This window comes from Parafannyhessea umbonata (assembly GCF_900111255.1).
Classification (GTDB): Bacteria; Actinomycetota; Coriobacteriia; order Coriobacteriales; family Atopobiaceae; genus Olsenella_J; species Olsenella_J umbonata_A.
The window spans coordinates 280,485-300,658 of sequence record NZ_FOGP01000002.1 but is presented as its reverse complement, the minus strand read 5'-3'; the positions used below and the strand labels follow the sequence as shown (position 1 = coordinate 300,658).

Here is a 20,174-nt window from a genome sequence, read left to right as displayed (position 1 = left end):
CTTCGCTAGAATCCTTGTCTGACCTAAGCCGGTCGCCCCTCCGCACGAGGCGGTTCGGGAGCCGGCCAAAAGGAGTGATTTGACATGAGTAATGAAAGGCACCTCGACAGCGAGAGCGGATGGCTCATGCTCTTCGCGAACGTCGTCCTGTTCCTCGCGACGGTGGTGAGCTTCCTCAGGTTCATCGCCTCGGACGGGGACGACTTCCTCTACCTCCTGTTATTCCTGGCGTTCCTCGTTGCGTCCTTCCTGGTGTCGAACGGCTTCTTCACGCTGCAGCCTGGCCAGGCGCGCGCCTGCGTCCTGTTTGGCGAGTACGTGGGCACCGTGCGTGACGAGGGCTTGCGCTGGGCCAACCCGTTCTACGCCAAGAGCCTGGGCGCAAACGGGAGCTCCAAGGTCTCGACGCGCGCCCGCACGCTCAACGGCGAGCCCCTCAAGGTAAACGACAAGATGGGCAACCCCATCGAGATCGCGACCGTCGTGGTCTGGCGCGTCCAGGACACTGCCAAGGCCCTGTTCGACGTCGACGACTACGAGAGCTTCGTTGCGATGCAGACCGAGACGGCCCTTCGCCACGTCGCCAGCGTGTACGCCTACGACCACATGGAGGACGACGACGAGAACGCCGACTCCATCACGCTGAGGAGCAACATCGAGGAGGTCTCCGCCGCACTCAAGGAGGAGCTGAGCATCCGCTTCGCCCCCGCGGGCGTCGCCGTCGACGACGCCCGCCTGACGCACCTTGCCTACGCGCCCGAGATCGCCCAGGCCATGCTGCGCCGCCAGCAGGCCGAGGCCGTCATCGCCGCGCGCAAGAAGATTGTCGAGGGCGCCGTCTCCATGGTCGACATGGCCATCGAGAGGCTGTCTGAGGAGAGCGTCGTCGAGCTCGACAACGAGCGCAGGGCGCAGTTCGTGACCAACCTCATGGTCGTCCTCTGCGGCGAGTCCGAGGCTCAGCCCGTGGTGAACGCGGGCAACCTGTAGGGGCGTCCCCAGGCGGACACGCTGACATAGGCAGGGTCCCAGGCCCGACGGTACGCCCCGCGGCGGCCGCCGGGCCCTTTCGTGCCGCGCGTTAAGCGGGCCAGAAGGACTCTGCGCGCGCCGTTGCCACGAATCGGCCGTTCACGCCCTCGAGCTCCCGCACGAGCTCGATGAAGCGCGAGCTTTCGCGCTCGGGATCGGTCTGCGTCATGCACGCCGGCTGCGGCTCGGAGGGGGCGCTGTCGTGCGAGAGGCAGCGCCCGCACGAGACCCAGCGCCCTCCCACGCTGGCGATGCGGGCGTTGACCGTCCCCGAGGTCCAGTTGCGCCTCGTCGAGATCAGGTCGCACGAGACCTCGAAGTCGCGGCAGGTCCGCGTCTCCCTCATGACGCTCAGCTTGCGCTTGGGGTCTTGGGCGATGACCCAGAACGTCGAGAAGAACTGCGTCCTGGCCAGCTCCTCCACCGTGGCGTCGCCCTGCGCGTACGCCTCGACGAGCGTCTGGGGCGCCTCCGGGAGAGGCTCGCCCGCGCGCTCAGCGGCTGTGGCCTGCGCGAAGTCGAAGTCGAACAGAACCCATTCGGTGAAGGCGGAGTTCACGGCGTTTATCTCCGCGACGGTGGGGTAGGGCTTGTAGTACGCCGCGGGGTCGACGAAGGCCACGAAGTGGTCACGAGCACGCTCGAAGGCGTCGGGATGGTCCTTCTCGGCTTGCGAAAGAATTTGCAGGCAGTCGCTCCTGCCCAGCACTCGCTGCTCGCTCTTGTACAGAATCATCTCTGCTCCCTTCGTCGTTGCGGAGAGGTGATTCTTGCACGGTGACCTTGTGGGTTGCTCTCAAAACTGGGGCGCCAGTCTGGCGCGAGGCCGTCGCGGAGGGCTGCCTGCAAGGCGACGCGGGTTCCGTCGTGGACCTCGGCGGCTTCGCGCCTTCCCTGCGAATGCTGGCGACTTGGGATGGCGCGTCGTATAGAATCACGTTGTCTACCCTGAAAGGAGTGGCATGACCCAGATGACTTCACAGGAACCCGAGGCCCGCAAGCGGGCGGGATCCGCCGAGCTCGACGCGCTTCGCACCGCCGAGGAACGTCGCGTTACCGACGAGGGCAACCCCGCCCGCCCCACGGGGGAGAGCGGCTCGATGATGCTCCAGCGCATGAACAGGAGCCATGCGGACGTGACCAACTGGGCCCTTGACTACCTCGACTTCGACTCGAGCGCGACCGCCCTGGACATCGGCTGCGGCGGTGGCGCCACCATGCGCCGCATCCTCGACAGGATGGGGCCGGGCAGCGGGGTCGTCGTGGGCGTCGACTACAGCGAGGTCTCCTGCGAGGAGTCCCGCCGCCTCAACGCGGACATGATCGAGGCGGGCAGCATGCGCGTGGTCCAGGCCTCCGTCGAGGACCTGCCATTCGACGACGCGAGCTTCGACCTCATCACGACCGTCGAGAGCTTCTATTTCTGGCCTGACCCCCTCGAGAGCCTCCGCGAGGTGCGCCGCGTGCTCAAGCGGGAGGGAAGCTTCATGCTGGTCGCGGACGTCTACCGCAAGGAGGGCCTGTCCCGCCAGGTGCTCGACAACATCGAGAAGTACCACCTTACCGTGCTGACGCCTCAGGAGTATCGCGACCTGTTCGTGGCCGCCGGGTTCTCCGACGTCACTGTACACGTGAGGCCCGGGACCGACTGGATCTGCGTGGAGGGCGTCGCCTAGCGCGGGCCAGGACGGTCGCGCCTCTTGGGGAAGCATCCCCTCGCATGCCCCGTGCAAGCAAGACGGGGACGGCTCCTTGCGAGAGCCGCCCCCGTCGTCCGTTCGCGTCCGTGGATCGCGAGGCTAGAACCTTGCGACCTCGTTCGGCTCGGGGCCGAACGTGCTGAAAGTCGCACACGCGTCCTTGAAGTACAGGACGATGGTGTTCTCGTCGTTCTCGTCGTACATGTCGCGCAGGCTGGGGTAGGCGTCGAGCATGTGGCGCTTGGCCGCTACGCGGTCGTCGGGCACGAGCTCGCCCGAGACGCGCAGCCACTTGGGGCCCTTCCAGGCGCAGAGCTCGACCTTGGGGTTCGCGAGGATCTGCTTGTAGACGTCCTTGGACTTGCCGGTCTGGATGTACAGGTGCCCCTCAAACAGGTCGACCGTGCCAAAGGGACGCACGCGCGGCTGCGAGCCGTCGGCGGTTGCCAGGAAGTAGGTGGGGGACTCGTTCCTGAGGAAGTCGTATACGTCTTCGATGGTTGCCATATTAATGTCCTTTCGGGTCGTGGTTCCTGTTGCATTATAGGGGCCTGCCACTCGCCGCGTCACGTTGCCGCGTAAGGGGCATGTTCTGCCGCCTAAAGGAATTGTCCGATTCCGTCGTTGAAGCGCGCCGTAAACTAGCATCGCTTGCGCCCGTGCCAACACCCCGCACGGGCGCACTCCTTTTATGTCGGCCCCTTGTGGCAGAATGTGCCCAGAAGACGACAGGAGGAGTCCCATGCCCTACAGCATCCGACGGTACGAGACCGTCAACGCGCGCTCGCTTCCGCGCTCGTACGTCTGCTATGACCTCGAGACCACGGGACTCGGCTCGGACTGCCGCATCATCGAGGTCGGCGCGGTCCGCGTGATCGACGGCTACGAGGACGAGGTCTTCTCGAGCTTCGTGGCGCTGCCCGAGGGCATGTGCGTATCCCCGGGCGCCTACGCCGTCAACCACATCTCGGACCAGATGCTCGTGGGCGCCCCGACGGAAGCCGAGGTGTACGCGGCGTTTCTGGACTTCGTGGGCGAGCTTCCTCTCGTGGGGCAGAACATCGTCTCGTTCGACAACCCGTTCATGGACCGCGCGGCCGAGCGCCTGGGCATGCCGCGCGTGACCCAGAACGGCTCGCATGACACCATGGTGCTCTACCGAAGGCTCGTGGGACGGCCCTCAAACCTCAACGCCATCTGCGCGTACTACGGCATCCAGAACGAGGAGGCGCACCGCGCGTGGGCCGACGCCCGCGCCACCAGCGACTGCTACCAGGCAATCATCCGCGACGCGGCCTCGCGCTCCGTCGACGCGCGCGACCTCTCGGCCGAGCCCATAGCCCACGAGCTCGACGGGCAGCTGCTCTGCTTCACGGGCAACACCTTCGAGTTTCCCAAGCGCGACTGCGAGATATTGGCCCTCGAGCACGGCGGCAAGCTGCACAACGGCGTGACCAAGCGCGTGACCCTCCTGGTTGACCTCGAGGGCCGCGAGAGCGCGAAGGTCCGCAAGGCGCGCCAGTACGGCACCGCCATCGTCAGCGGCGCGGCCTTCCTCAAGATGATCGGGCTTGCCCCCGAGGATCTGCGTCGTCCTCCCGTCCTGCCGCGCTAGGTCGCAGCCCGCGCCTCGCGACCGCGTGCCCGACGCTCGCGCGTTGCAGACCTAAGTGCAAGTGACATAGATTTTATCTTCTCCTCTGTATACGATTTTCCAAGTGGGGTATTTGTCATTGCGTATACGCCTCGCGCCGCCCATGCCAGGGGCTGCGCGTACTTGGAATCGCTGTTGAAGGGAAGTAGTGCGGCATGAAGCAGTTCAAGACCGAGAGCAAGAAGCTCCTCGACCTCATGATCAACTCGATCTACACCAACAAGGAGATCTTCCTGAGGGAGCTCATCTCCAACGCGTCCGACGCGCTGGACAAGCTCTCGTTCGAGAGCCTCACCCAGAAGGACGTCAACGTCGAGGGTGAGCTGGCCGTGCGCCTGGCGTTTGACAAGGACGCCCGCACCATCAGCGTGAGCGACAACGGCATCGGCATGACCGAGGCCGAGCTCGACAAGAACCTGGGCACCATCGCGCACTCCGGATCTGAGCAGTTCAAGGAGGAGAACTCCGACCACCAGGGCGAGGACGTCGACATCATCGGCCAGTTCGGCGTCGGCTTCTACTCCAGCTTCATGGTCGCCGACAAGGTGCGCGTCGTCAGCCGCGCCTATGGCGAGGACGTCGCCCACGCTTGGGAGTCTGACGGCGTGAAGGGCTACACCATCGAGGAGGTTGCTGCCGACCAGCTGCCCGAGGACCTCTCCGGCGAGGGTGCCCACGGCACCGTCATCACCCTGTATCTGCGTCTGTCGACCGACGAGGACGACACCGACCAGTACCTGAGCGAGTGGAAGCTCCGCGAGCTGGTCAAGCAGTACTCCAACTACGTGCGCTACCCGGTCCAGATGATGGTCCAGAAGTCCCGCGAGCTGCCCAAGCCCGAGGATGCCGGCGACGACTACAAGCCCCAGTACGAGAGCTACGAGGAACTCGAGACCATCAACTCGATGACCCCGATCTGGAAGAAGCGCTCCTCCGACGTCGAGCAGAAGGACTACAACGAGTTCTACAAGTCGACCTTCCACGAGTGGAGCGACCCCGCGCGCACGGTCTCGTTCCACGCCGAGGGCGCGCTGAGCTATGACGCGCTGCTCTTCATCCCGTCCGAGGCCCCGTTCGACCTCTACAGCAAGGACTACGAGAAGGGCCTGGCGCTCTACACCTCCAACGTCCTGATCCAGGAGAGGTGCGCAGACCTCCTGCCCGACTACTACAACTTCGTCCGCGGCATCGTTGACAGCCCCGACGTGACCCTCAACATCAGCCGCGAGACCCTGCAGCAGAACTCCCAGCTGCGTGCCATCGCCCGTCGCGTCGAGAAGAAGATCCACTCCGAGCTCGAGTCCATGCGCGACAACGACCGCGAGGCATACGAGAAGTTCTTTGACAACTTCGGTCGCGGCCTCAAGTTCGGCATCTACAGCAGCTACGGCTCGAAGGCGTCTGACCTTGCCGACCTGCTTCTCTTCTGGTCCGCGCGCAAGCAGAAGATGGTGACGCTCAAGGAGTACGCCGCCGCCATGGCAGACGGCCAGGACAAGGTCTACTACGCCGCCGGCGACGACCGCGAGCGCCTCTCGAAGATGCCCATCGTCAAGACCGCGCTCGACCACGGCTACGACGTCCTGCTGTGCACACAGGACGTGGACGAGTTCATGTTCCAGTTCATGCGCAGCTACCACGTGGACGCCGTCGCCGGCGACTCCGAGAACAAGGGCACCGACGCCCGTGACGTCGAGTTCGCCAACGTGAGCGCCGCGGACCTCGACCTCGCGACCGACGAGGAGAAGAAGGAGGCCGAGGAGGCCAGCGAGAAGAACAAGGACCTCTTCGAGCAGATGGCCAAGGACCTGGGGGACAAGGTCTCCAGCGTCAAGGTTGCCGCCCAGCTGGGCGACGCGCCCGCCCGCATCTCGTCCGAGGGCCCCGTCTCGCTCGAGATGGAGCGCGTCCTCGAGCAGGGTCCCGATGCCGGCAAGGCTCCCAAGGCCCAGCGCGTGCTCGAGCTCAACGCCGCTCACCCCGTCTTCGGCAAGCTCGTCGCCGCCAAGGACGCGGGCGACGAGAACCGCCTCAAGCTCTACGGCGACATCCTCTACAACCAGGCGCTGCTGGTCGAGGGCATGCCGATTGACGACCCCGTCGAGTTCGCGCGCGAGGTCAGCGAGCTCATGTAGGGCGAAGATCGTTTGCTAGACTGGTGGTCGTGGCGGCCGGACGGGCCGCCGCGTCCGTCAGGAGGCAGGTCATGCAGTACAGCGCCACGTCATGGTCACTATCCCGCAGGAGCTTCGTGGCGGCATCCGCGCTTGCTGCGTCCACGGCTGCGACCTGCGGTCTGAGCGCCTGCGGACAGAATGCGAATGACGCCGAGGACGCCCGTGAGGGCGGCGAGGTGGGGGAGCCTCTCGACCAGAAGGTCGGGCGGCTCCTCTCTTCTCTCTCGCGCGAGCAGAAGGTCGCGCAGCTGTTCGTGGTCCATCCCGAGGCGCTCACGGGCGTGGGCACGCAGACCTCCGCCGGCGACGCGACGCGCGAGGCACTGGGCGCCCATCCCGTGGGAGGCCTGATTCTCTCGGCCTCGAACCTTGTCGATCCCGCACAGACCGAGGAGTTGGTCGCGCGCCTCAAGTCCCTGGGGCGCGAGGCTGCCGCCGGTCTGGTGCCGCTCGTCGCCGTGGACGAGGAGGGAGGCACGGTCTCACGCGTTGCCTCGAACCCGGCCTTCGACATCGCCAACGTCGGCAACATGAGCGACGTCGGGCAGACGGGAGATCCCGCCCGCGCGCGCGACGCGGCGGCCACGATCGCCGCCTACCTGGGCGGCTACGGCTTCGGGGTCGACTTCGCCCCGGTGTGTGACGTGGTGAGTGACCCGGCGAACTCGAGCATGGCGCTGCGCTCCTTCGGGTCGGACCCGGACGTGGTGTCGGCGATGGCCTCGGCGCAGATCGAGGCCTTCTGCGAGGGTGGCATCTGCTGCTGCGCCAAGCACTTTCCCGGCATCGGCAACGCCCAGGGCGACTCCCACGAGCAGATGATCTCCTTGGACAAGGACCTCGACGAGCTCAAGGCGCTCGAGCTGAGGCCGTTCGCCGCCGCCATCGAGAGCGACGTCCCCATGGTGATGGTGGGCCACCTCAGCTGTCCCGCGGTCGTGGGGGACAAGACGCCCGCATCGCTCTCTTCGGTCATGGTGCAGGGCCTCCTGAGGTCCCAGATGGGATACGAGGGCGTCGTCATTACCGACTCGCTCGACATGGGTGCCGTTGCGACGTGGGTCAGGAAGGACTGCCAGGGCGTAGCCGCGCTGGCGGCGGGATGTGACCTCATCCTGACCCCTGTCGACTTCGACGAGGCCTACCGGGGCGTGCTCGACGCTCTTGACTCGGGCGAGCTCTCGCAGGAGCGCCTGGACGAGTCCGTGCGCCGCATAATCGCCCTCAAGCTGCGGTTCTCTCTGGTATCGGAGGATGCCTGACCCTAGAGGAACATGTTCCTCTCCTTGAACTCGGCCTGTACCGTCTTGAACATGAGGTCGACGTCGTCAAGGCCCAAGTGGCGCTCGGCCTCGTCGGCTCCCAGGACGCCGCGCCTCTTGGCCCAGCTCTCGAGCGCCGCCGGTCGGGAGTCGTGAGGCAGGGTCTTGTACTCGGGGTCGCAGCGGCGGCAGATGTCACGTGAGTCGATGATCACGATCTGGCCGGACTTGCGCGCCTCTGCGTAGCCGTTGAGGTGCATGCAGAGCCAGGAGTCCTCGAACGCGGCGTTGTGCGCCATGATGGGGAACGCCTTGAACGCGGTGAGAAGCGCCTCCTGCTCGCGCTTGGCTTCGCGGAAGGGCCGCTTGCCCTTGAGGTCCGACCAGGTGATCTGGTGGATGTCGGACAGGGGCACGCCCTCCTGCTCGTACTGGGCGGGAATGCCGAAGTAGGCCGTGTGGCCGTCGTGCGGCTTTGCCTTGGGGGTGAGGTCCATGAACTCCATGCCCAGGTTGATGATGTAGCCGCGGTCGGGGTAGCGGTCGGTGGTCTCGATGTCGATGCCCATGATGGTTCCCGAGACGGGCGCCTCGGTGTAGGCGATGCCGAGGTCCTGCACCATGGGGCCGGCGGTCGCGGCGACCTCATCCATGCTGCGGTGCTGCATGGTCGCCACGGAGCGGATGAGGTCCTCGTCGGAGAGCTTGCGGGCGAGGTTCGAGCCGTTGGTGTCACGCAGGCGGCTGGCGCCGTACTTGTCGCAGATGATGCGGTTCTGGTCTGCGAGGTTCTGGACGATGTCGAACGAGAAGGGCTCCTGTCCCGCTGGCGCGCTCCACCAGGCGTCCAGAAGCGCGGTGATGGCCTCTTCGTTCTTCCTGCGCTCGTCGGTGAGCGCGCCGTCATCCATGAGGAAGCCGGGGAAGGCGAGGGCGTTTGCGTGTTCGAGTGCCTGTGCGAGGTTCATGCTGGTCCTATCGTGTGCGGCCGTAAGGCCGGTGTTGTCTTAGGGACAACAGTTTAGGGCACTTCCGGTGGCTCGCACCCCGCGCACGCGATACTGCGCCGAACATCCCGCACGTGTCACTACGACGTTTACTAAAATGCAGTCTTAACTTAAGCAGACGCTTGAGAAGGGCTTTCCTTCCCGTAGTGTAGGGGCTGTTCCTAAAGGGTCACATCGAGCGGGCGCCGCCAAGGCGCGCGGATACGGAGGCATGCATGGGCGCGACATACAAGACGCTGAGCGTTGCGGGAGACATGGGTGCGTGGATCAGGAAGGTCATCGTCGACCTGCCCGTCGAGGTCGGCGCGAACGACGTCGACGACGCGAGCTTCGGGGTCTACGTGGAGCGCATCGACCCCGAGACCGGCGAGGTCGCCCTCTCGAGGGAGCATCACGGCGACCCGGTGGCCCGACCCTCCAAGGGATATCCCACCGTCGAGGCCGCCTACGTGTGCGACGAGGCGGGAAGGCCCGCGGACAGGGGTTCGCACGTGGCCTTCGACCTGATCGAGGAGCGCCTCTCCAAGCGCTTCGACGGCAACGTGATGGGCACCAAGCGCAGGATTGCCAACTACCGCATCACGCAGCTCAAGGCCCTGCCGGGAAGCGAGCCCGGCGAGAAGGTCGTCGGTCTCGTGTTCGACGAGTGCGCGGGCGACATCTTCCCCGAGCTCGAAGGCTGGGATACCACCGGCTTCGGCACCTTCGACGGCATCGACATGCACTACGCGCTCTTCTCGCCCGACGTGCAGAAGGTCAACGCGCGTCGCACGGCCTCGCCCTTCGGCGCCAAGGAGCCGCTTCCCCAGAAGCTCCCGCTCATCGTGTGGCTTCACGGCGCGGGGGAGGGTGGCGACGACCCGTTCGTCACCATCTGCGGCAACAAGGTCACGGGCCTCTCGTCCGAGCACGTGCAGGACGTCATGGGCGGGGCCGCCTACGTGCTGGCGCCGACCTGTCCCACGTACTGGATGGACGACGGCGTGACGCCCATCGCCCAGACGAACGTTTCCATCTACACCAAGGCGGTCAAGGCCTGCGTCGACGCGGTGGTGGCCTCGCACGACATCGACCCCGACCGCATCTACGTCGGCGGCGACTCCAACGGCGGCTTCATGACCATGCGCCAGATCATCGACTACCCGGACTTCTACGCCGCGGCCGTGCCCGCGTGCTCGCCGTTCTACAGCCGCAACGTCACCGACGAGTACCTCGACCGCCTCAAGGGCCAGCACATCTGGTTCGTCCACAGCGACGACGACGAGATCGTCGATCCCACGCAGACGGCCCTTCCCATCTACCACCGCCTCAAGGCCGCCGGCGCGACTGACGTCCACCTCACCTACTACGACCACGTCGAGGACCTCTCCGGCCGCTACACCGACGACGACGGCTGCCACCTGCGCCATATGGGGCACATGGTCTGGGTTCCGCTCTACGACGACTATCCCAAGACCGAACTCGACGGCTCGCGCGTCATGGTCGACGGTCGCCCCGTCACCGTCTGGCAGTGGTGCGGCCTCCAGCGCAGGTCGCAGTAGCGACCATAGCGTCTGGCACGACCGCGCTCACAATATCGCCCTCCACCTCTCGGCGGCGCCACCTTCCTCCCGGTGGCGCCGCCGTCCTCTTTTAGGAAGGCGTTATGCGAGCTTTCTCTCAGTGATTAGTCTGCATATTTGAACAGTGGGCATACTTCGTTTTCTTCGTTGGCAAGACTGTTGCCGCTAAATGTATGGTGCTGCAGCAGTTTGTCCAAAGAATCGATTCGCTCTAGCAACGCTTCGACGCTACTCCAACAGCCGCAACCACAATCGACCAGGATCGTTGACCTGTCTCCTTCCCAGTTTGTGCAGTCAAAGCACCGCGGAGAGTGGGCGTGACTTCCGTCATCGAATACATAGTGACTGCAACTGTTGCCCTTGGAGCCAAATTCGTAGCCTTCAGGGACACTATTTTCATTCTGGATAAAGTGCCAAATGCAACAGCCGTTAGACGTTATCTCGATGGTGTGGTGTTTCTTCCAAAAGATGCAGTCTTCACACGTTCCCATAATTCGCTCCTTTTTTCCGTGGTGCTATTGTCACACTCTATTTGTTGGGCTCGCGGCAAACTAAAGCCAGATGTATTCGTTTGCGCTTTCGTCTCGTGCCTCCATCGGTTCCATTATTAATGACTACTGCTTTCACTGGCATGCCACTGTCAACGGCCTTCAATACCGCATTCTTTGACTTATTGTTTTTGGGTAGATAGCCAACTATTTCCTGATTCATATCGAATAAAGCGACAGCATCTGCGTCATATGGATTGTCTTTCTCATGCACGCATGTCAGCACGCTGCCATCCCGTAGCTTTTCCGAAGCAGGATGGTAATTTGAGCCAGCTAGTATGACATCTCGTTGCGAAAGCAGGGTATATCGATCTTTAAGAACCTCAGTGAGATCGCTTGACGTCTCGGCAAGTTCTTTAATTCGCATGGTCATCCTGCGCTTCGGCAGTTCCGCATCGGTTGATGACTTTTGCTTTTTACAATCGGGCCCACCAAAGAATGCTTTACAGGATCTAACCAGCGCATCATGGAGCTTGCCGATTTCATTTGGCTCGATCGACGCTCTCCAGTGTAATTGGCGCTTATTTGCCTGGGCTCGGAACAGCGGACTGAATTCGTAGTCAGCAATAATGCCGGGATACATCCTCACGGAGATCCAAAAGCCGTCATCTCCGAAGTGATATCGTAAGAAATCGTTGTTCCAGTCCCCATAGACAACGGTGCGATAGTCAGCACATCGCTGTTCAATTGCGATATCGCTTACATCAACGTCATTCTTTAGTGTCTCAAAGAGCTTGGTGCAGAATGCATTCTCGTTGCCCTGCAATTCATCAAGCTTAATGAGTTGCTTCGGATAGATTCGATTGCCCATGTAAGACTTATCCAGAGAACACATGTTGAGCCTTTCATCTATCCATGAGATTGAGAGCTAAGAATAGCCTCAGAAGAAATCGTTACATCTCATTGGTCGATCAGCTTGACCATTTCAGTCTGTGGATGTGAGCATTATTGCTGATTCTGGAGCCTCCATCACTGCTTTGTCTCAGCGAATCGTGTCATCTTTGATGATATCAGTAATGCATTTGTTTCATTTGAGAAGCAAGGGCTGAATTGCCAAATAACTCGAGCTTATTTGCACACGTCACGGTCTAATGCGCTTGACGCATGAGATAGGGGGCCGACCCACGGGCCGGCCCCCAGCATGGGCGCGCGCTCTTCTCGGCGACGCTAGTCCAGGTCCTCGCCGTTGCGCGCGATGACCTTCTGGTAGTAGAAGAAGCTATCCTTGCGGCTGCGGGCCAGCGTGCCCGTGCCGTCGTCGTGCTTGTCGACGTAGATGAAGCCGTAGCGCTTGCGCATCTCGCCGGTTCCTGCGCTCACCACGTCGATCGGGCCCCACCAGGTGTAGCCGATGAGCCCCACGCCGTCGTCGACGGCCTCGTGCATGGCGGCCACGTGCTTGCGCAGGTAGCTGATGCGGTAGTCGTCGTGGATCGAGCCGTCGGGCTCGACCTCGTCCTTGGCGCCGAAGCCGTTCTCCACCACCATGATCGGCAGCTGGTAGCGGTCCCAGATCTCGTTGAGGGCGATGCGCAGGCCCGTCGGGTCGATCTGCCAACCCCACTCGGAGCTCTCGAGGTAGGGGTTCTTGCCACCCTGGGTCATGTTGCCGGCCGACTCCTCAAGCGTGTCGTGAGTGCCCACGACGTTGCTCATGTAGTACGAGAGCGTGTAGAAGTCGATCGTGCCCTCGCGCAGCAGCTCCTCGTCGCCGGGCTGCATCTCGATCTCGATGCCGCGCTCGGCCCACATGCGCCTCGCCCACGTGGGGTAGGCGCCGCGCGCCTGGACGTCGGAGGAGTACCAGTTGAAGTAGCGCATGCCCTCGAGGTTGGCCCACTGGTCGGCCGGGTCGCAGGTCTCGGGGTAGCTCAGGATGAAGCAGTCCATGTTGCCCATCATGGTGCCGGGGTGCGCCTCGTGCGCGTACTTGACGAGCTTGGCCGAGGCGACCAGCTGGTTGTGCAGGGCGTTCATGCGCAGGTTGATGTCATCGGGCAGGTTGGCCATCGTGCCCGTGTAGCCCTGCACGGTGCCGAGCGACAGCGCCGCGCCGAAGGGCGCGCCCGCGACGTTGATCTCGTTGAAGGTGAGCCAGTGCTTGACCTTGCCCGCGAAGCGGTCGAGAAGGGCCTTGCCATAGCGGAAGTAGAGGTCGATGAGCTCGCGGCTGGCCCAGCCGTTGTACTTCTCGACGAGGTGGTAGGGCAGCTCGTAGTGCGAGATGGTCACGAGCGGCGTGATGCCGTGCGCGAGGCAGCAGTCGAACACGCGCTCGTAGAACGCGAGGCCCTCCTCGTTGGGCTCGGTCTCCTCGCCGGTCGGGAAGATGCGCGTCCAGTTGATCGACATGCGGAAGATGTTCCAGCCCATCTCGGCGAAGAGCGCGATGTCCTCCTCATAGTGGTGGTAGAAGTCGGTGGCCTCGTGGCTCGGGTAGAGCGCACCGGCGTCAAGTGTGGCGTCGATTTGGCGCGGCGTCTCGAAGCTGCCGCCCCTCATGTGGTCGGGCAGGCTGTCGCCCTTGCCGTCCACGTTCCATGCGCCCTCGTACTGGTTGGCGGCCGTCGCGCCGCCCCAATAGAATCCCTTGGGAAATCCCATCTGTCGTGTCCCTTTCGTCCGTCTACTTGGTCTTGATGCCCGCGGAGCCCGCCGTCACGGTGTCGGTGGCGACTACGGCGGCCTCGGGGTACTCGTCGGAGTTGGTCACGATCGTCATGATGACGTCGTGGTGGCCGGCCGCCTGGATCTTCTCGCGGTCGAAGCACATGAGGGGCTCGCCGGCGCGCACGTGGTCGCCCTTGCCCGCGAACAGAGTGAAGCCGTCGCCGGCCATCTCGACGGTGTCGATGCCCACGTGGATGAGGACCTCGACGCCGTCGTCGCCCGCGATGCCCACGGCGTGCGGCATGGCGCTCACCACGGTGCCCGAAACGGGCGAGAAGAGCCTGCCCTCGCTCGGCCAGATGGCCAGAGTGCGCCCCATGACCTCGCCCGCGAACACCGGGTCGGGCAGCGTCTCGACTCCCTCGACGCGGCCGCTGACGGGCGCGAGCACGATGTTCTCGCCGGGCTCGACGTCGAGCGCGGCCGGGCGCTCGGGAGCCTTGCGGCGCTCAAGCAGGTTGCTGATGAATCCCATGTTCTCCTGTCTCCTTCTCTCGTATGCTTCGCCGGGCGCGGCCCCGGTGGTTACTCGGCTAGGGTGCAGACGCTCTCGCGCTCGACGATGGTCGGCAGCACCGCGACGCGGATGACCTCGCCCAGCATGTTGCCCTTGATGCGGTCAACCAGGCGCTTCACGGCGAGCTCGCCCATGGCCTCCTTCGACACGCCCATGGTCGAGAGGTGCGGGGTGACCATGGTGCAGTGGATGGTGTCGTCGAAGCCGATGATCGAGACGTCCTCGGGGATGCGGATGCCGTGCTCCTGCAGGGCGCGCATGCAGCCGACCGCGATGATGTCGTTGTCGGCGAAGTAGGCCGTGCAGAGCTCGGGGTTGGTGTCGAGGTAGGCGTTCATGCCGTCGTAGGCGCTCTCGGTGCTCGCGCCGACGCGTACCACGTGCATGGGCGCGTTGTCCTCGACCTCCATCGAGCGCACGGCGGAGTAGAAGCCCTCCTGGCGCTCGAGGAAGTTGCGGATCGAGACGCCTGCGTGCAGGTAGCCGATCGAGCGGTGGCCGCGGGCGGAGAGGTAGCGGACGGCCTCCCAGGCCGCGCGCGTGTTGTCGATGACGACGGAGTCGAGGCGCTTGGTCGGGAACCAGCTGTCGAGAAGGACGACGGGCACCCCCAGACGCTCGAACTGGGAGATGTCGGGCGCCAGGGCCTCGGTGGCGAGTAGGATGATGCCCGCGCACTTGACCGAACGCAGCGCCTTGATCTGCTCCCGCTCGTTCTCGTGCGCGTAGAAGTACGAGACCGAGAGGCGGTGGTAGCCGTGCTTGTAGGTCGCGTCTGAGACGCCCTTGATGAGCGTCTCGAAGAACGGCGTGTCGCCGACGACCTCGCCGTGGCGCTTGTAAACGATCAAGAGAATCGTGCTCGTCGAGCGCATCTGGTCGGGTGCGTCGTACTCGAACCCAAGGCGCTGTGCGCACTTCATGACTCGGTTGCGGGTCTCGCGCCCGACGCCGGGCTTGTTCCTGAAGACGAGCGAGACGGTGGCGGGGGAGACCCCTGCCTCGCGTGCCACGTCGCGTGCCGTCACCTTCATGAGCCCAATCCTTTCCCTCGTGTTCTAGCCCGATTGTAAAACGCCGTTCGATTTAGTTCGAAAGATTTAGTAAATCCGATTGGCGACGGTCGGGCCCTGCTCTCTTCCTATTATCGGAAACGCAACGTAGACAGGCAAAACAAAGTCTGCGAACAGCCGTTAAACGAACGGAATCGCAGGTCGGAAAGTTTAGTTAGGAGAGAGGGATGGACACCATCAAGATCGGCTATGCGCCCACGCGCCGCAGCATCTTCTCGGCGCCCGACGCGCGCAAGTACCGCAAGATCATCGCCGACAAGCTCGTCGAGCTCGGCATCGAGTTCGTCGACATCGACGACATCAACGAGGAGGGCCTCCTCTTCGACGAGGACGACCGCGTCAAGGCGCTCGAGAAGTTCCGCGCCGCGGGCGTCGACGGCCTCTTCCTGCCGCACTGCAACTTCGGCACCGAGTTCATCTGCGCACGCCTCGCCAAGGACCTCGGCAAGCCGGTCCTGCTCTGGGGCCCGCTCGACGAGCGCCCCGAGCCCGACGGCACCCGCCTGCGCGACACCCAGTGCGGCCTGTTCGCGACCGGCAAGGTCCTGCGCCGCTTCCAGGTGCCCTTCACCTACATGACCAACTGCCGCGTCGACGACCCCGTCTTCGAGCGCGGCCTGCGCGACTTCATCGCGGTCTGCAACGTCGTCAAGACCTTACGCGCAGCCCGCATCCTGCAGATCGGCCCCAGGCCCTACGAGTTCTACTCCACCATGTTCAACGAGGGCGAGCTGCTCGAGCGCTTCAACATCGAGTGCGTCCCCGTGCCGCTGCCCGAGCTGACGCGCGGCGTCGCCGACGCGAAGGCCGAGGCCACCGGTGAGGGCACCTCCGACGTCGAGCGCCAGCTCGCCTGGATCGAGGAGCGCTACGACATCGACTGCACCCGCGAGCAGGTCAAGACCGTCGCCGCCATGGCCGTCTCCATCCGCCGCATGCTCAAGAAGTACCACTGCACCGCCGGCGTCATCCAGTGCTGGAACGAGCTCCAGAGCGAGCTCGGCATCATGCCCTGCGCCGCCAACTCCATCCTCAACGAGGAGGGCACGCCGATCATCTGCGAGACCGACGTCCACGGCGCCATCACGACCCTCATGGTTGAGGCCGCGACGATGGGCGAGAAGCGCGCCATGTTCGCCGACTGGACCATCCGCCACCCCGACGAGCCCAACGGCGAGCTGCTCCAGCACTGCGGGCCGTGGCCCTGCAGCGTTGCCTGCCAGCGTCCCAAGATTTGCGTGCCCCTGGCCTTCGACCACAATGGCGCGGTCACGGCCGAGGCCAAGCACGGCGACGTCACCATCGCCCGCTTCGACGGCGACAACGGCGACTACTCGCTCCTGCTCGGCAACGCCGAGGGCATCGAGGGCCCCAAGGGAATGGGCACCTACCTCTGGATCAAGGTCGACAACATCAAGCGCCTCGAGGCCAAGGTCGTCGAGGGGCCCTACATCCACCACTGCGCGGCAATCCACGCTAGCGTCGTCCCCGTGCTGTACGAGGCCTGCAAGTACCTGGGCATTCAGCCCGACCTCTACGACCCGATCGAGGAAGACGTCAAGGCATACCTGAGGGGAGAGTAGAGAATGACTAGCATTGAGGAGCTCGAGTCCCTGCGCTGGGACCTTCGCCAGCGCTGCGTCGACATCATCATGGCGGGTGGCGGCGGCCACATCGGAGGCGACATGTCCGTCATCGACGCGCTGATGGTCCTGTACAAGAACCACCTCAACGTGTCCCCCGAGAAGGTCGACGACCCCGACCGCGACCGCTTTGTGCTGTCGAAGGGCCACGCCATGGAGGCCTACTACGCGGTCCTCTGCGAGCAGGGCTTCCTCGACTACGAGGACGTGCGCGACCGCTTCTCCAAGTTCGGCAGCCCCTACATCGGCCACCCCAACAACAAGCTCGCCGGCATCGAGATGAACTCCGGCTCGCTCGGCCACGGCCTCCCCGTCGCGGTGGGCATGGCGCTCGCCGCCCGCATGGACTCCAGGAGCTACCGCACCTACGCCATCATGGGCGACGGCGAGCTCGCCGAGGGCTCCGTTTGGGAGGGCGCGATGAGCGCGGCCAACTACAAGCTCGACAACCTCTGCGCCCTCGTCGACCGCAACCGCCTGCAGATCTCCGGCGGCACCGAGGACGTCATGGCGCAGGACTCGCAGGAGGAGCGCTGGGCCGCCTTCGGCTGGAACGTCATCTCCATCCCCGGCAACGACGTCCGCGCCATCGACTCCGCGCTGACCCTCGCCGAGCAGACCTCGGGCAAGCCCACGGTCATCATCCTCAACACCACCAAGGGCCTCGGCTCCTCCCTCATGGAGAACAAGGCGTCCTGGCACCACCACCTCCCCAACGACGAGGAGTACAAGCAGATCTCGGCCGACTTCGCGGCCCACAAGGAGGCTGAGCGCAATGCCTAACACCATCGCAAACCGCAAGGCGATCTGCGACGTCCTGCTCGAGAGGGCACAGTCCGACCGCGACATCGTCGTCCTCTGCTCCGACTCGCGCGGCTCGGCGTCGCTCACGCCCTTCTTCGAGACCTTCCCCGAGCAGTCCGTCGAGGTCGGCATCGCCGAGCAGGACCTCGTGGGCATCGCCGCCGGCCTCGCCTCGTGCGGCAAGAAGGTTTTCGCGGCCAGCCCCGCCTCCTTCGTCACCACCCGCTCCTACGAGCAGGCCAAGGTCGACTGCGCCTACTCCGACACCAACGTCACCCTCATCGGCATCTCCGGCGGCGTCTCCTACGGCGCCCTCGGCATGAGCCACCACTCCGCGCAGGACATCGCCGCCATGAGCGCGATCCCCAACATGCGCGTCTACCTGCCGAGCGACCGCTTCCAGACCGCGTGCCTCATCGACGCACTCCTTGCCGACGAGAAGCCCGCCTACGTCCGCGTGGGCCGCAACCCCGTCGAGGATGTCTACGCGGCCGACGGCTGCCCCTTCGAGATGGGCAAGGCGACCACCCTCGCCGAGGGCGACGACGTCGCCATCATCGCCTGCGGCGAGATGGTCGCCCCGGCGCTCGCGGCCGCCAAGTCCCTCGAGGACAAGGGCGTCTCCGCCACGGTGCTCGACATGTACTGCGTCAAGCCTATCGACGCGGACGCCGTGCGCGACGCGGCCGCCCGCTGCAAGGTCGTCCTCACGGTCGAGGAGCACAGCCCCTTCGGCGGCCTCGGCTCCCAGGTCGCCCAGATCGTGGGCGAGTCCTGCCCCCGCCTCGTGAGGAATCTCGCGCTCCCGGACGCCCCGGTCGTGACGGGCACCTCCAAGGAGGTCTTCGCACACTACGGCCTCGACGCCGACGGCATCGCCGCCTCCGCGCTCGAGCTGCTCCAGAAGGCGGTCGACTAGCATGGGCGCCGCCAAGCGCTCCCTCGTCCTCGCGATCGACCAGTCCACGCAGGGCACTAAGGCCGTCCTCTTCGACGCCGAGGGAAACGCGGTCGAGAAGTGCGCACGTCCACACACCCAGATTGTGAACGAGCAGGGCTGGGTCAGCCATGACGGCGAGGAGATCATGACCAACGTGCTCGCGGTCGCCCGCGACGCGTGCAAGCGTGCCGGGGTGGTCTCGGGCGAGGTCGTCGCCGTGGGCATCTCCAACCAGCGCGAGACCTGCCTCGCCTGGGACCGCGAGACGCGCGAGCCTCTTGCCGACGCAGTCGTCTGGCAGTGCGGCCGCGCCAAGGGCCTTTTGGAGGAGCTCGCCGCACGGCACGCCGGCATGGCCGAGCGCGTGAGGGAGCTCTCCGGGCTCGCGCTCTCGCCGTACTTCTCGGCACCCAAGCTCGCCTGGCTCCTTGAAAACGAGCCCAAGGTCGCCGCGTCACTCGAGCGCGGCACGCTCTGCCTGGGCACGATCGACTCGTGGCTCACGTTCAAGCTCACCGAGGAGCACGCCTTCGCGACGGAGCCCTCGAACGCCTGCCGCACGCAGCTGCTCGACCTGAGGGACGCCCGTTGGAGCCAGGAGCTCTGCGACCTGTTCGGCGTGCCCATCGACTGCCTGCCCGAGGTCTGGCCCTCGGATTCCGTGTTCGGCCACACGACCATGGGCGGGCTCTTCTCCCAGGCGGTGCCCGTCTGCGGCATCTTGGGCGACTCGCAGGCCGCGCTCGCGGCGCAGAACTGCCTTGCGCCCGGCGACCTCAAGGCGACCTACGGCACCGGCTCGTCGGTCATGATGCAGGTGGGGGAGAGCCCGCGCGAGAGCTCGCACGGGCTGGTCTCCTCGATCGCCTGGGAGATCGGCGGCAGGCGCTCCTACGTGCTCGAGGGCAACCTCAACTACACGGGCGCCGTGATCAGCTGGCTGAAGGACGACATGGGGCTCATCTCGGACCCGGGCGAGGTCGAGGGCGTCATCGCGCGCGCCAACCCGGACGACCGCGCGTACTTCGTGCCGGCGTTCACGGGCCTCGGCGCACCCTGGTGGGACGCGGACGCCACCGGCATGCTCACGGGCGTCACGCGCACCACGGGTCGCGCCGAGATGGTCAAGGCCTGCGCCGAGTGCATCCCGTACCAGACCGCCGACGTCATCGAGGCACTGCGTGAGGACTCGGGGCTTGCGATAGGGGAGCTTCGGGCCGACGGCGGCGTCACCAGGAACCGCTACCTCATGCAGCTGCAGGCGGACGCCGCGGACCTTACGGTCGTCACGTCGAGCCTGGAGGAGCTCTCCGCGGCAGGCGCCGCCTACGTGGCAGGCCTCTCGTGCGGCCTGTACGAGGGCAACGCGATCTACGAGCGCGTCTCGCATGGGTCCTACTCGCGCGAGATGGGCGACGCGGAGCGCTCCCGGCGCCTGGACGGCTGGCACGACGCGCTCTCGAGGGTTCGGTCGTCTCGCGCCTAGCGATGGCCACGCTTTACGCGACTAAACCGCCGCGCGGGCGCCCGCGTGTACGCGAACATGTCGGAATGCCTGCTCGTGAGCGGTGTTCCGGCATCCGGA

At 64.8% G+C, this 20,174-nt stretch carries 17 protein-coding genes; 10 read left to right on the top strand and 7 right to left on the bottom strand.

Going from position 1 to position 20,174, the window contains the following annotated elements:
- Window positions 1-84 precede the first annotated feature (84 nt).
- Complete coding sequence (locus BMY31_RS04050) at window positions 85-990, top strand: SPFH domain-containing protein (protein WP_091008505.1); 906 nt, start codon at window positions 85-87, stop codon at window positions 988-990.
- 91 nt (window positions 991-1,081) lie between these two features.
- Here BMY31_RS04050 and BMY31_RS04045 read toward each other — a convergent pair whose 3' ends face one another.
- Window positions 1,082-1,768, bottom strand: coding sequence for a hypothetical protein (locus BMY31_RS04045; protein WP_091008503.1), 687 nt, complete (start codon window positions 1,766-1,768; stop codon window positions 1,082-1,084).
- 226 nt (window positions 1,769-1,994) lie between these two features.
- On the opposite strand from BMY31_RS04045, the gene BMY31_RS04040 reads away from it, so the two are divergent.
- Entirely contained in the window at window positions 1,995-2,708 is a 714-nt protein-coding gene (locus tag BMY31_RS04040) for a class I SAM-dependent methyltransferase (RefSeq protein ID WP_200802604.1), read from the top strand.
- A gap of 123 nt (window positions 2,709-2,831) precedes the next feature.
- On the opposite strand, the gene BMY31_RS04035 is transcribed toward BMY31_RS04040, so the two are convergent.
- Window positions 2,832-3,239, bottom strand: a complete 408-nt coding sequence (locus BMY31_RS04035) for a pyridoxamine 5'-phosphate oxidase family protein (RefSeq protein ID WP_219334853.1) — start codon at window positions 3,237-3,239, stop codon at window positions 2,832-2,834.
- 235 nt (window positions 3,240-3,474) lie between these two features.
- Here BMY31_RS04035 and BMY31_RS04030 point away from each other — a divergent pair, with 235 nt between their 5' ends.
- The 3 genes from BMY31_RS04030 (at window position 3,475) to BMY31_RS04020 (ending at window position 7,825) form a co-directional block, all read left to right on the top strand.
- Window positions 3,475-4,347 carry an exonuclease domain-containing protein gene (locus BMY31_RS04030; protein ID WP_159443984.1) on the top strand — a complete coding sequence of 291 codons (873 nt, stop codon included), beginning with the start codon at window positions 3,475-3,477 and terminating at the stop codon, window positions 4,345-4,347.
- A gap of 194 nt (window positions 4,348-4,541) precedes the next feature.
- Window positions 4,542-6,521 carry a molecular chaperone HtpG gene (htpG, locus tag BMY31_RS04025; RefSeq protein WP_091008500.1) on the top strand — a complete coding sequence of 660 codons (1,980 nt, stop codon included), beginning with the start codon at window positions 4,542-4,544 and terminating at the stop codon, window positions 6,519-6,521.
- A gap of 71 nt (window positions 6,522-6,592) precedes the next feature.
- Window positions 6,593-7,825: a glycoside hydrolase family 3 protein gene (locus tag BMY31_RS04020; RefSeq protein ID WP_091008498.1), complete on the top strand. Its 1,233-nt coding sequence runs from the start codon at window positions 6,593-6,595 to the stop codon at window positions 7,823-7,825.
- A gap of 2 nt (window positions 7,826-7,827) precedes the next feature.
- Here BMY31_RS04020 and BMY31_RS04015 read toward each other — a convergent pair whose 3' ends face one another.
- Complete coding sequence (locus BMY31_RS04015; protein WP_091008495.1) at window positions 7,828-8,793, bottom strand: 3'-5' exonuclease; 966 nt, start codon at window positions 8,791-8,793, stop codon at window positions 7,828-7,830.
- 254 nt (window positions 8,794-9,047) lie between these two features.
- On the opposite strand from BMY31_RS04015, the gene BMY31_RS04010 reads away from it, so the two are divergent.
- The gene (locus BMY31_RS04010; RefSeq protein WP_091008493.1) at window positions 9,048-10,373 is read left to right on the top strand and encodes a carboxylesterase family protein; all 1,326 of its coding nucleotides are present in this window, start codon (window positions 9,048-9,050) and stop codon (window positions 10,371-10,373) included.
- A gap of 549 nt (window positions 10,374-10,922) precedes the next feature.
- Here the strand turns inward: BMY31_RS04010 and BMY31_RS04005 are convergent.
- From BMY31_RS04005 to BMY31_RS03990, 4 genes are all read right to left on the bottom strand, one after another.
- Complete coding sequence (locus BMY31_RS04005) at window positions 10,923-11,753, bottom strand: HIRAN domain-containing protein (RefSeq protein ID WP_180371354.1); 831 nt, start codon at window positions 11,751-11,753, stop codon at window positions 10,923-10,925.
- A 356-nt stretch (window positions 11,754-12,109) separates the two neighbouring features.
- Entirely contained in the window at window positions 12,110-13,546 is a 1,437-nt protein-coding gene (locus BMY31_RS04000; RefSeq protein WP_091008487.1) for a glycoside hydrolase family 1 protein, read from the bottom strand.
- Window positions 13,547-13,568: 22 nt separating this feature from the next.
- On the bottom strand, window positions 13,569-14,087 hold the full coding sequence (locus BMY31_RS03995) for a PTS sugar transporter subunit IIA (protein ID WP_091008485.1): 519 nt from the start codon (window positions 14,085-14,087) through the stop codon (window positions 13,569-13,571).
- Window positions 14,088-14,137: 50 nt separating this feature from the next.
- The gene (locus tag BMY31_RS03990; protein WP_091008482.1) at window positions 14,138-15,163 is read right to left on the bottom strand and encodes a LacI family DNA-binding transcriptional regulator; all 1,026 of its coding nucleotides are present in this window, start codon (window positions 15,161-15,163) and stop codon (window positions 14,138-14,140) included.
- 206 nt (window positions 15,164-15,369) lie between these two features.
- On the opposite strand from BMY31_RS03990, the gene BMY31_RS03985 reads away from it, so the two are divergent.
- The 4 genes from BMY31_RS03985 to BMY31_RS03970 are packed head-to-tail and all read left to right on the top strand — an operon-like array spanning window position 15,370 to window position 20,075.
- A complete protein-coding gene (locus BMY31_RS03985) occupies window positions 15,370-16,785 on the top strand; it encodes an L-fucose/L-arabinose isomerase family protein (RefSeq protein ID WP_091008479.1) in 1,416 nt (471 codons plus the stop codon).
- A 3-nt stretch (window positions 16,786-16,788) separates the two neighbouring features.
- On the top strand, window positions 16,789-17,628 hold the full coding sequence (locus tag BMY31_RS03980; RefSeq protein ID WP_078686970.1) for a transketolase: 840 nt from the start codon (window positions 16,789-16,791) through the stop codon (window positions 17,626-17,628).
- Entirely contained in the window at window positions 17,621-18,568 is a 948-nt protein-coding gene (locus tag BMY31_RS03975) for a transketolase family protein (protein WP_091008476.1), read from the top strand. The genes BMY31_RS03980 and BMY31_RS03975 overlap by 8 nt, the downstream gene beginning before the upstream one ends.
- A 1-nt stretch (window position 18,569) precedes the next feature.
- Entirely contained in the window at window positions 18,570-20,075 is a 1,506-nt protein-coding gene (locus tag BMY31_RS03970; protein ID WP_091008473.1) for an FGGY-family carbohydrate kinase, read from the top strand.
- Window positions 20,076-20,174: the final 99 nt, after the last annotated feature.

Bases quoted from the DNA above. Each gene is read 5' to 3' on its own strand.
- BMY31_RS04020 (WP_091008498.1), top strand. From the start codon at position 6,593: ATGCAGTACAGCGCCACGTCATGGTCACTATCCCGCAGGAGCTTCGTG.
- BMY31_RS04030 (WP_159443984.1), top strand. From the start codon at position 3,475: ATGCCCTACAGCATCCGACGGTACGAGACCGTCAACGCGCGCTCGCTT.
- BMY31_RS03995 (WP_091008485.1), bottom strand. From the start codon at position 14,087: ATGGGATTCATCAGCAACCTGCTTGAGCGCCGCAAGGCTCCCGAGCGC.
- BMY31_RS04005 (WP_180371354.1), bottom strand. From the start codon at position 11,753: ATGGGCAATCGAATCTATCCGAAGCAACTCATTAAGCTTGATGAATTG.
- BMY31_RS04010 (WP_091008493.1), top strand. From the start codon at position 9,048: ATGGGCGCGACATACAAGACGCTGAGCGTTGCGGGAGACATGGGTGCG.
- BMY31_RS03980 (WP_078686970.1), top strand. From the start codon at position 16,789: ATGACTAGCATTGAGGAGCTCGAGTCCCTGCGCTGGGACCTTCGCCAG.
- BMY31_RS04035 (WP_219334853.1), bottom strand. From the start codon at position 3,239: ATGGCAACCATCGAAGACGTATACGACTTCCTCAGGAACGAGTCCCCC.
- BMY31_RS04045 (WP_091008503.1), bottom strand. From the start codon at position 1,768: ATGATTCTGTACAAGAGCGAGCAGCGAGTGCTGGGCAGGAGCGACTGC.
- BMY31_RS04050 (WP_091008505.1), top strand. From the start codon at position 85: ATGAGTAATGAAAGGCACCTCGACAGCGAGAGCGGATGGCTCATGCTC.
- BMY31_RS04040 (WP_200802604.1), top strand. From the start codon at position 1,995: ATGACCCAGATGACTTCACAGGAACCCGAGGCCCGCAAGCGGGCGGGA.
- BMY31_RS03990 (WP_091008482.1), bottom strand. From the start codon at position 15,163: ATGAAGGTGACGGCACGCGACGTGGCACGCGAGGCAGGGGTCTCCCCC.
- BMY31_RS03975 (WP_091008476.1), top strand. From the start codon at position 17,621: ATGCCTAACACCATCGCAAACCGCAAGGCGATCTGCGACGTCCTGCTC.
- BMY31_RS03970 (WP_091008473.1), top strand. From the start codon at position 18,570: ATGGGCGCCGCCAAGCGCTCCCTCGTCCTCGCGATCGACCAGTCCACG.
- BMY31_RS04000 (WP_091008487.1), bottom strand. From the start codon at position 13,546: ATGGGATTTCCCAAGGGATTCTATTGGGGCGGCGCGACGGCCGCCAAC.
- BMY31_RS03985 (WP_091008479.1), top strand. From the start codon at position 15,370: ATGGACACCATCAAGATCGGCTATGCGCCCACGCGCCGCAGCATCTTC.
- htpG (WP_091008500.1), top strand. From the start codon at position 4,542: ATGAAGCAGTTCAAGACCGAGAGCAAGAAGCTCCTCGACCTCATGATC.
- BMY31_RS04015 (WP_091008495.1), bottom strand. From the start codon at position 8,793: ATGAACCTCGCACAGGCACTCGAACACGCAAACGCCCTCGCCTTCCCC.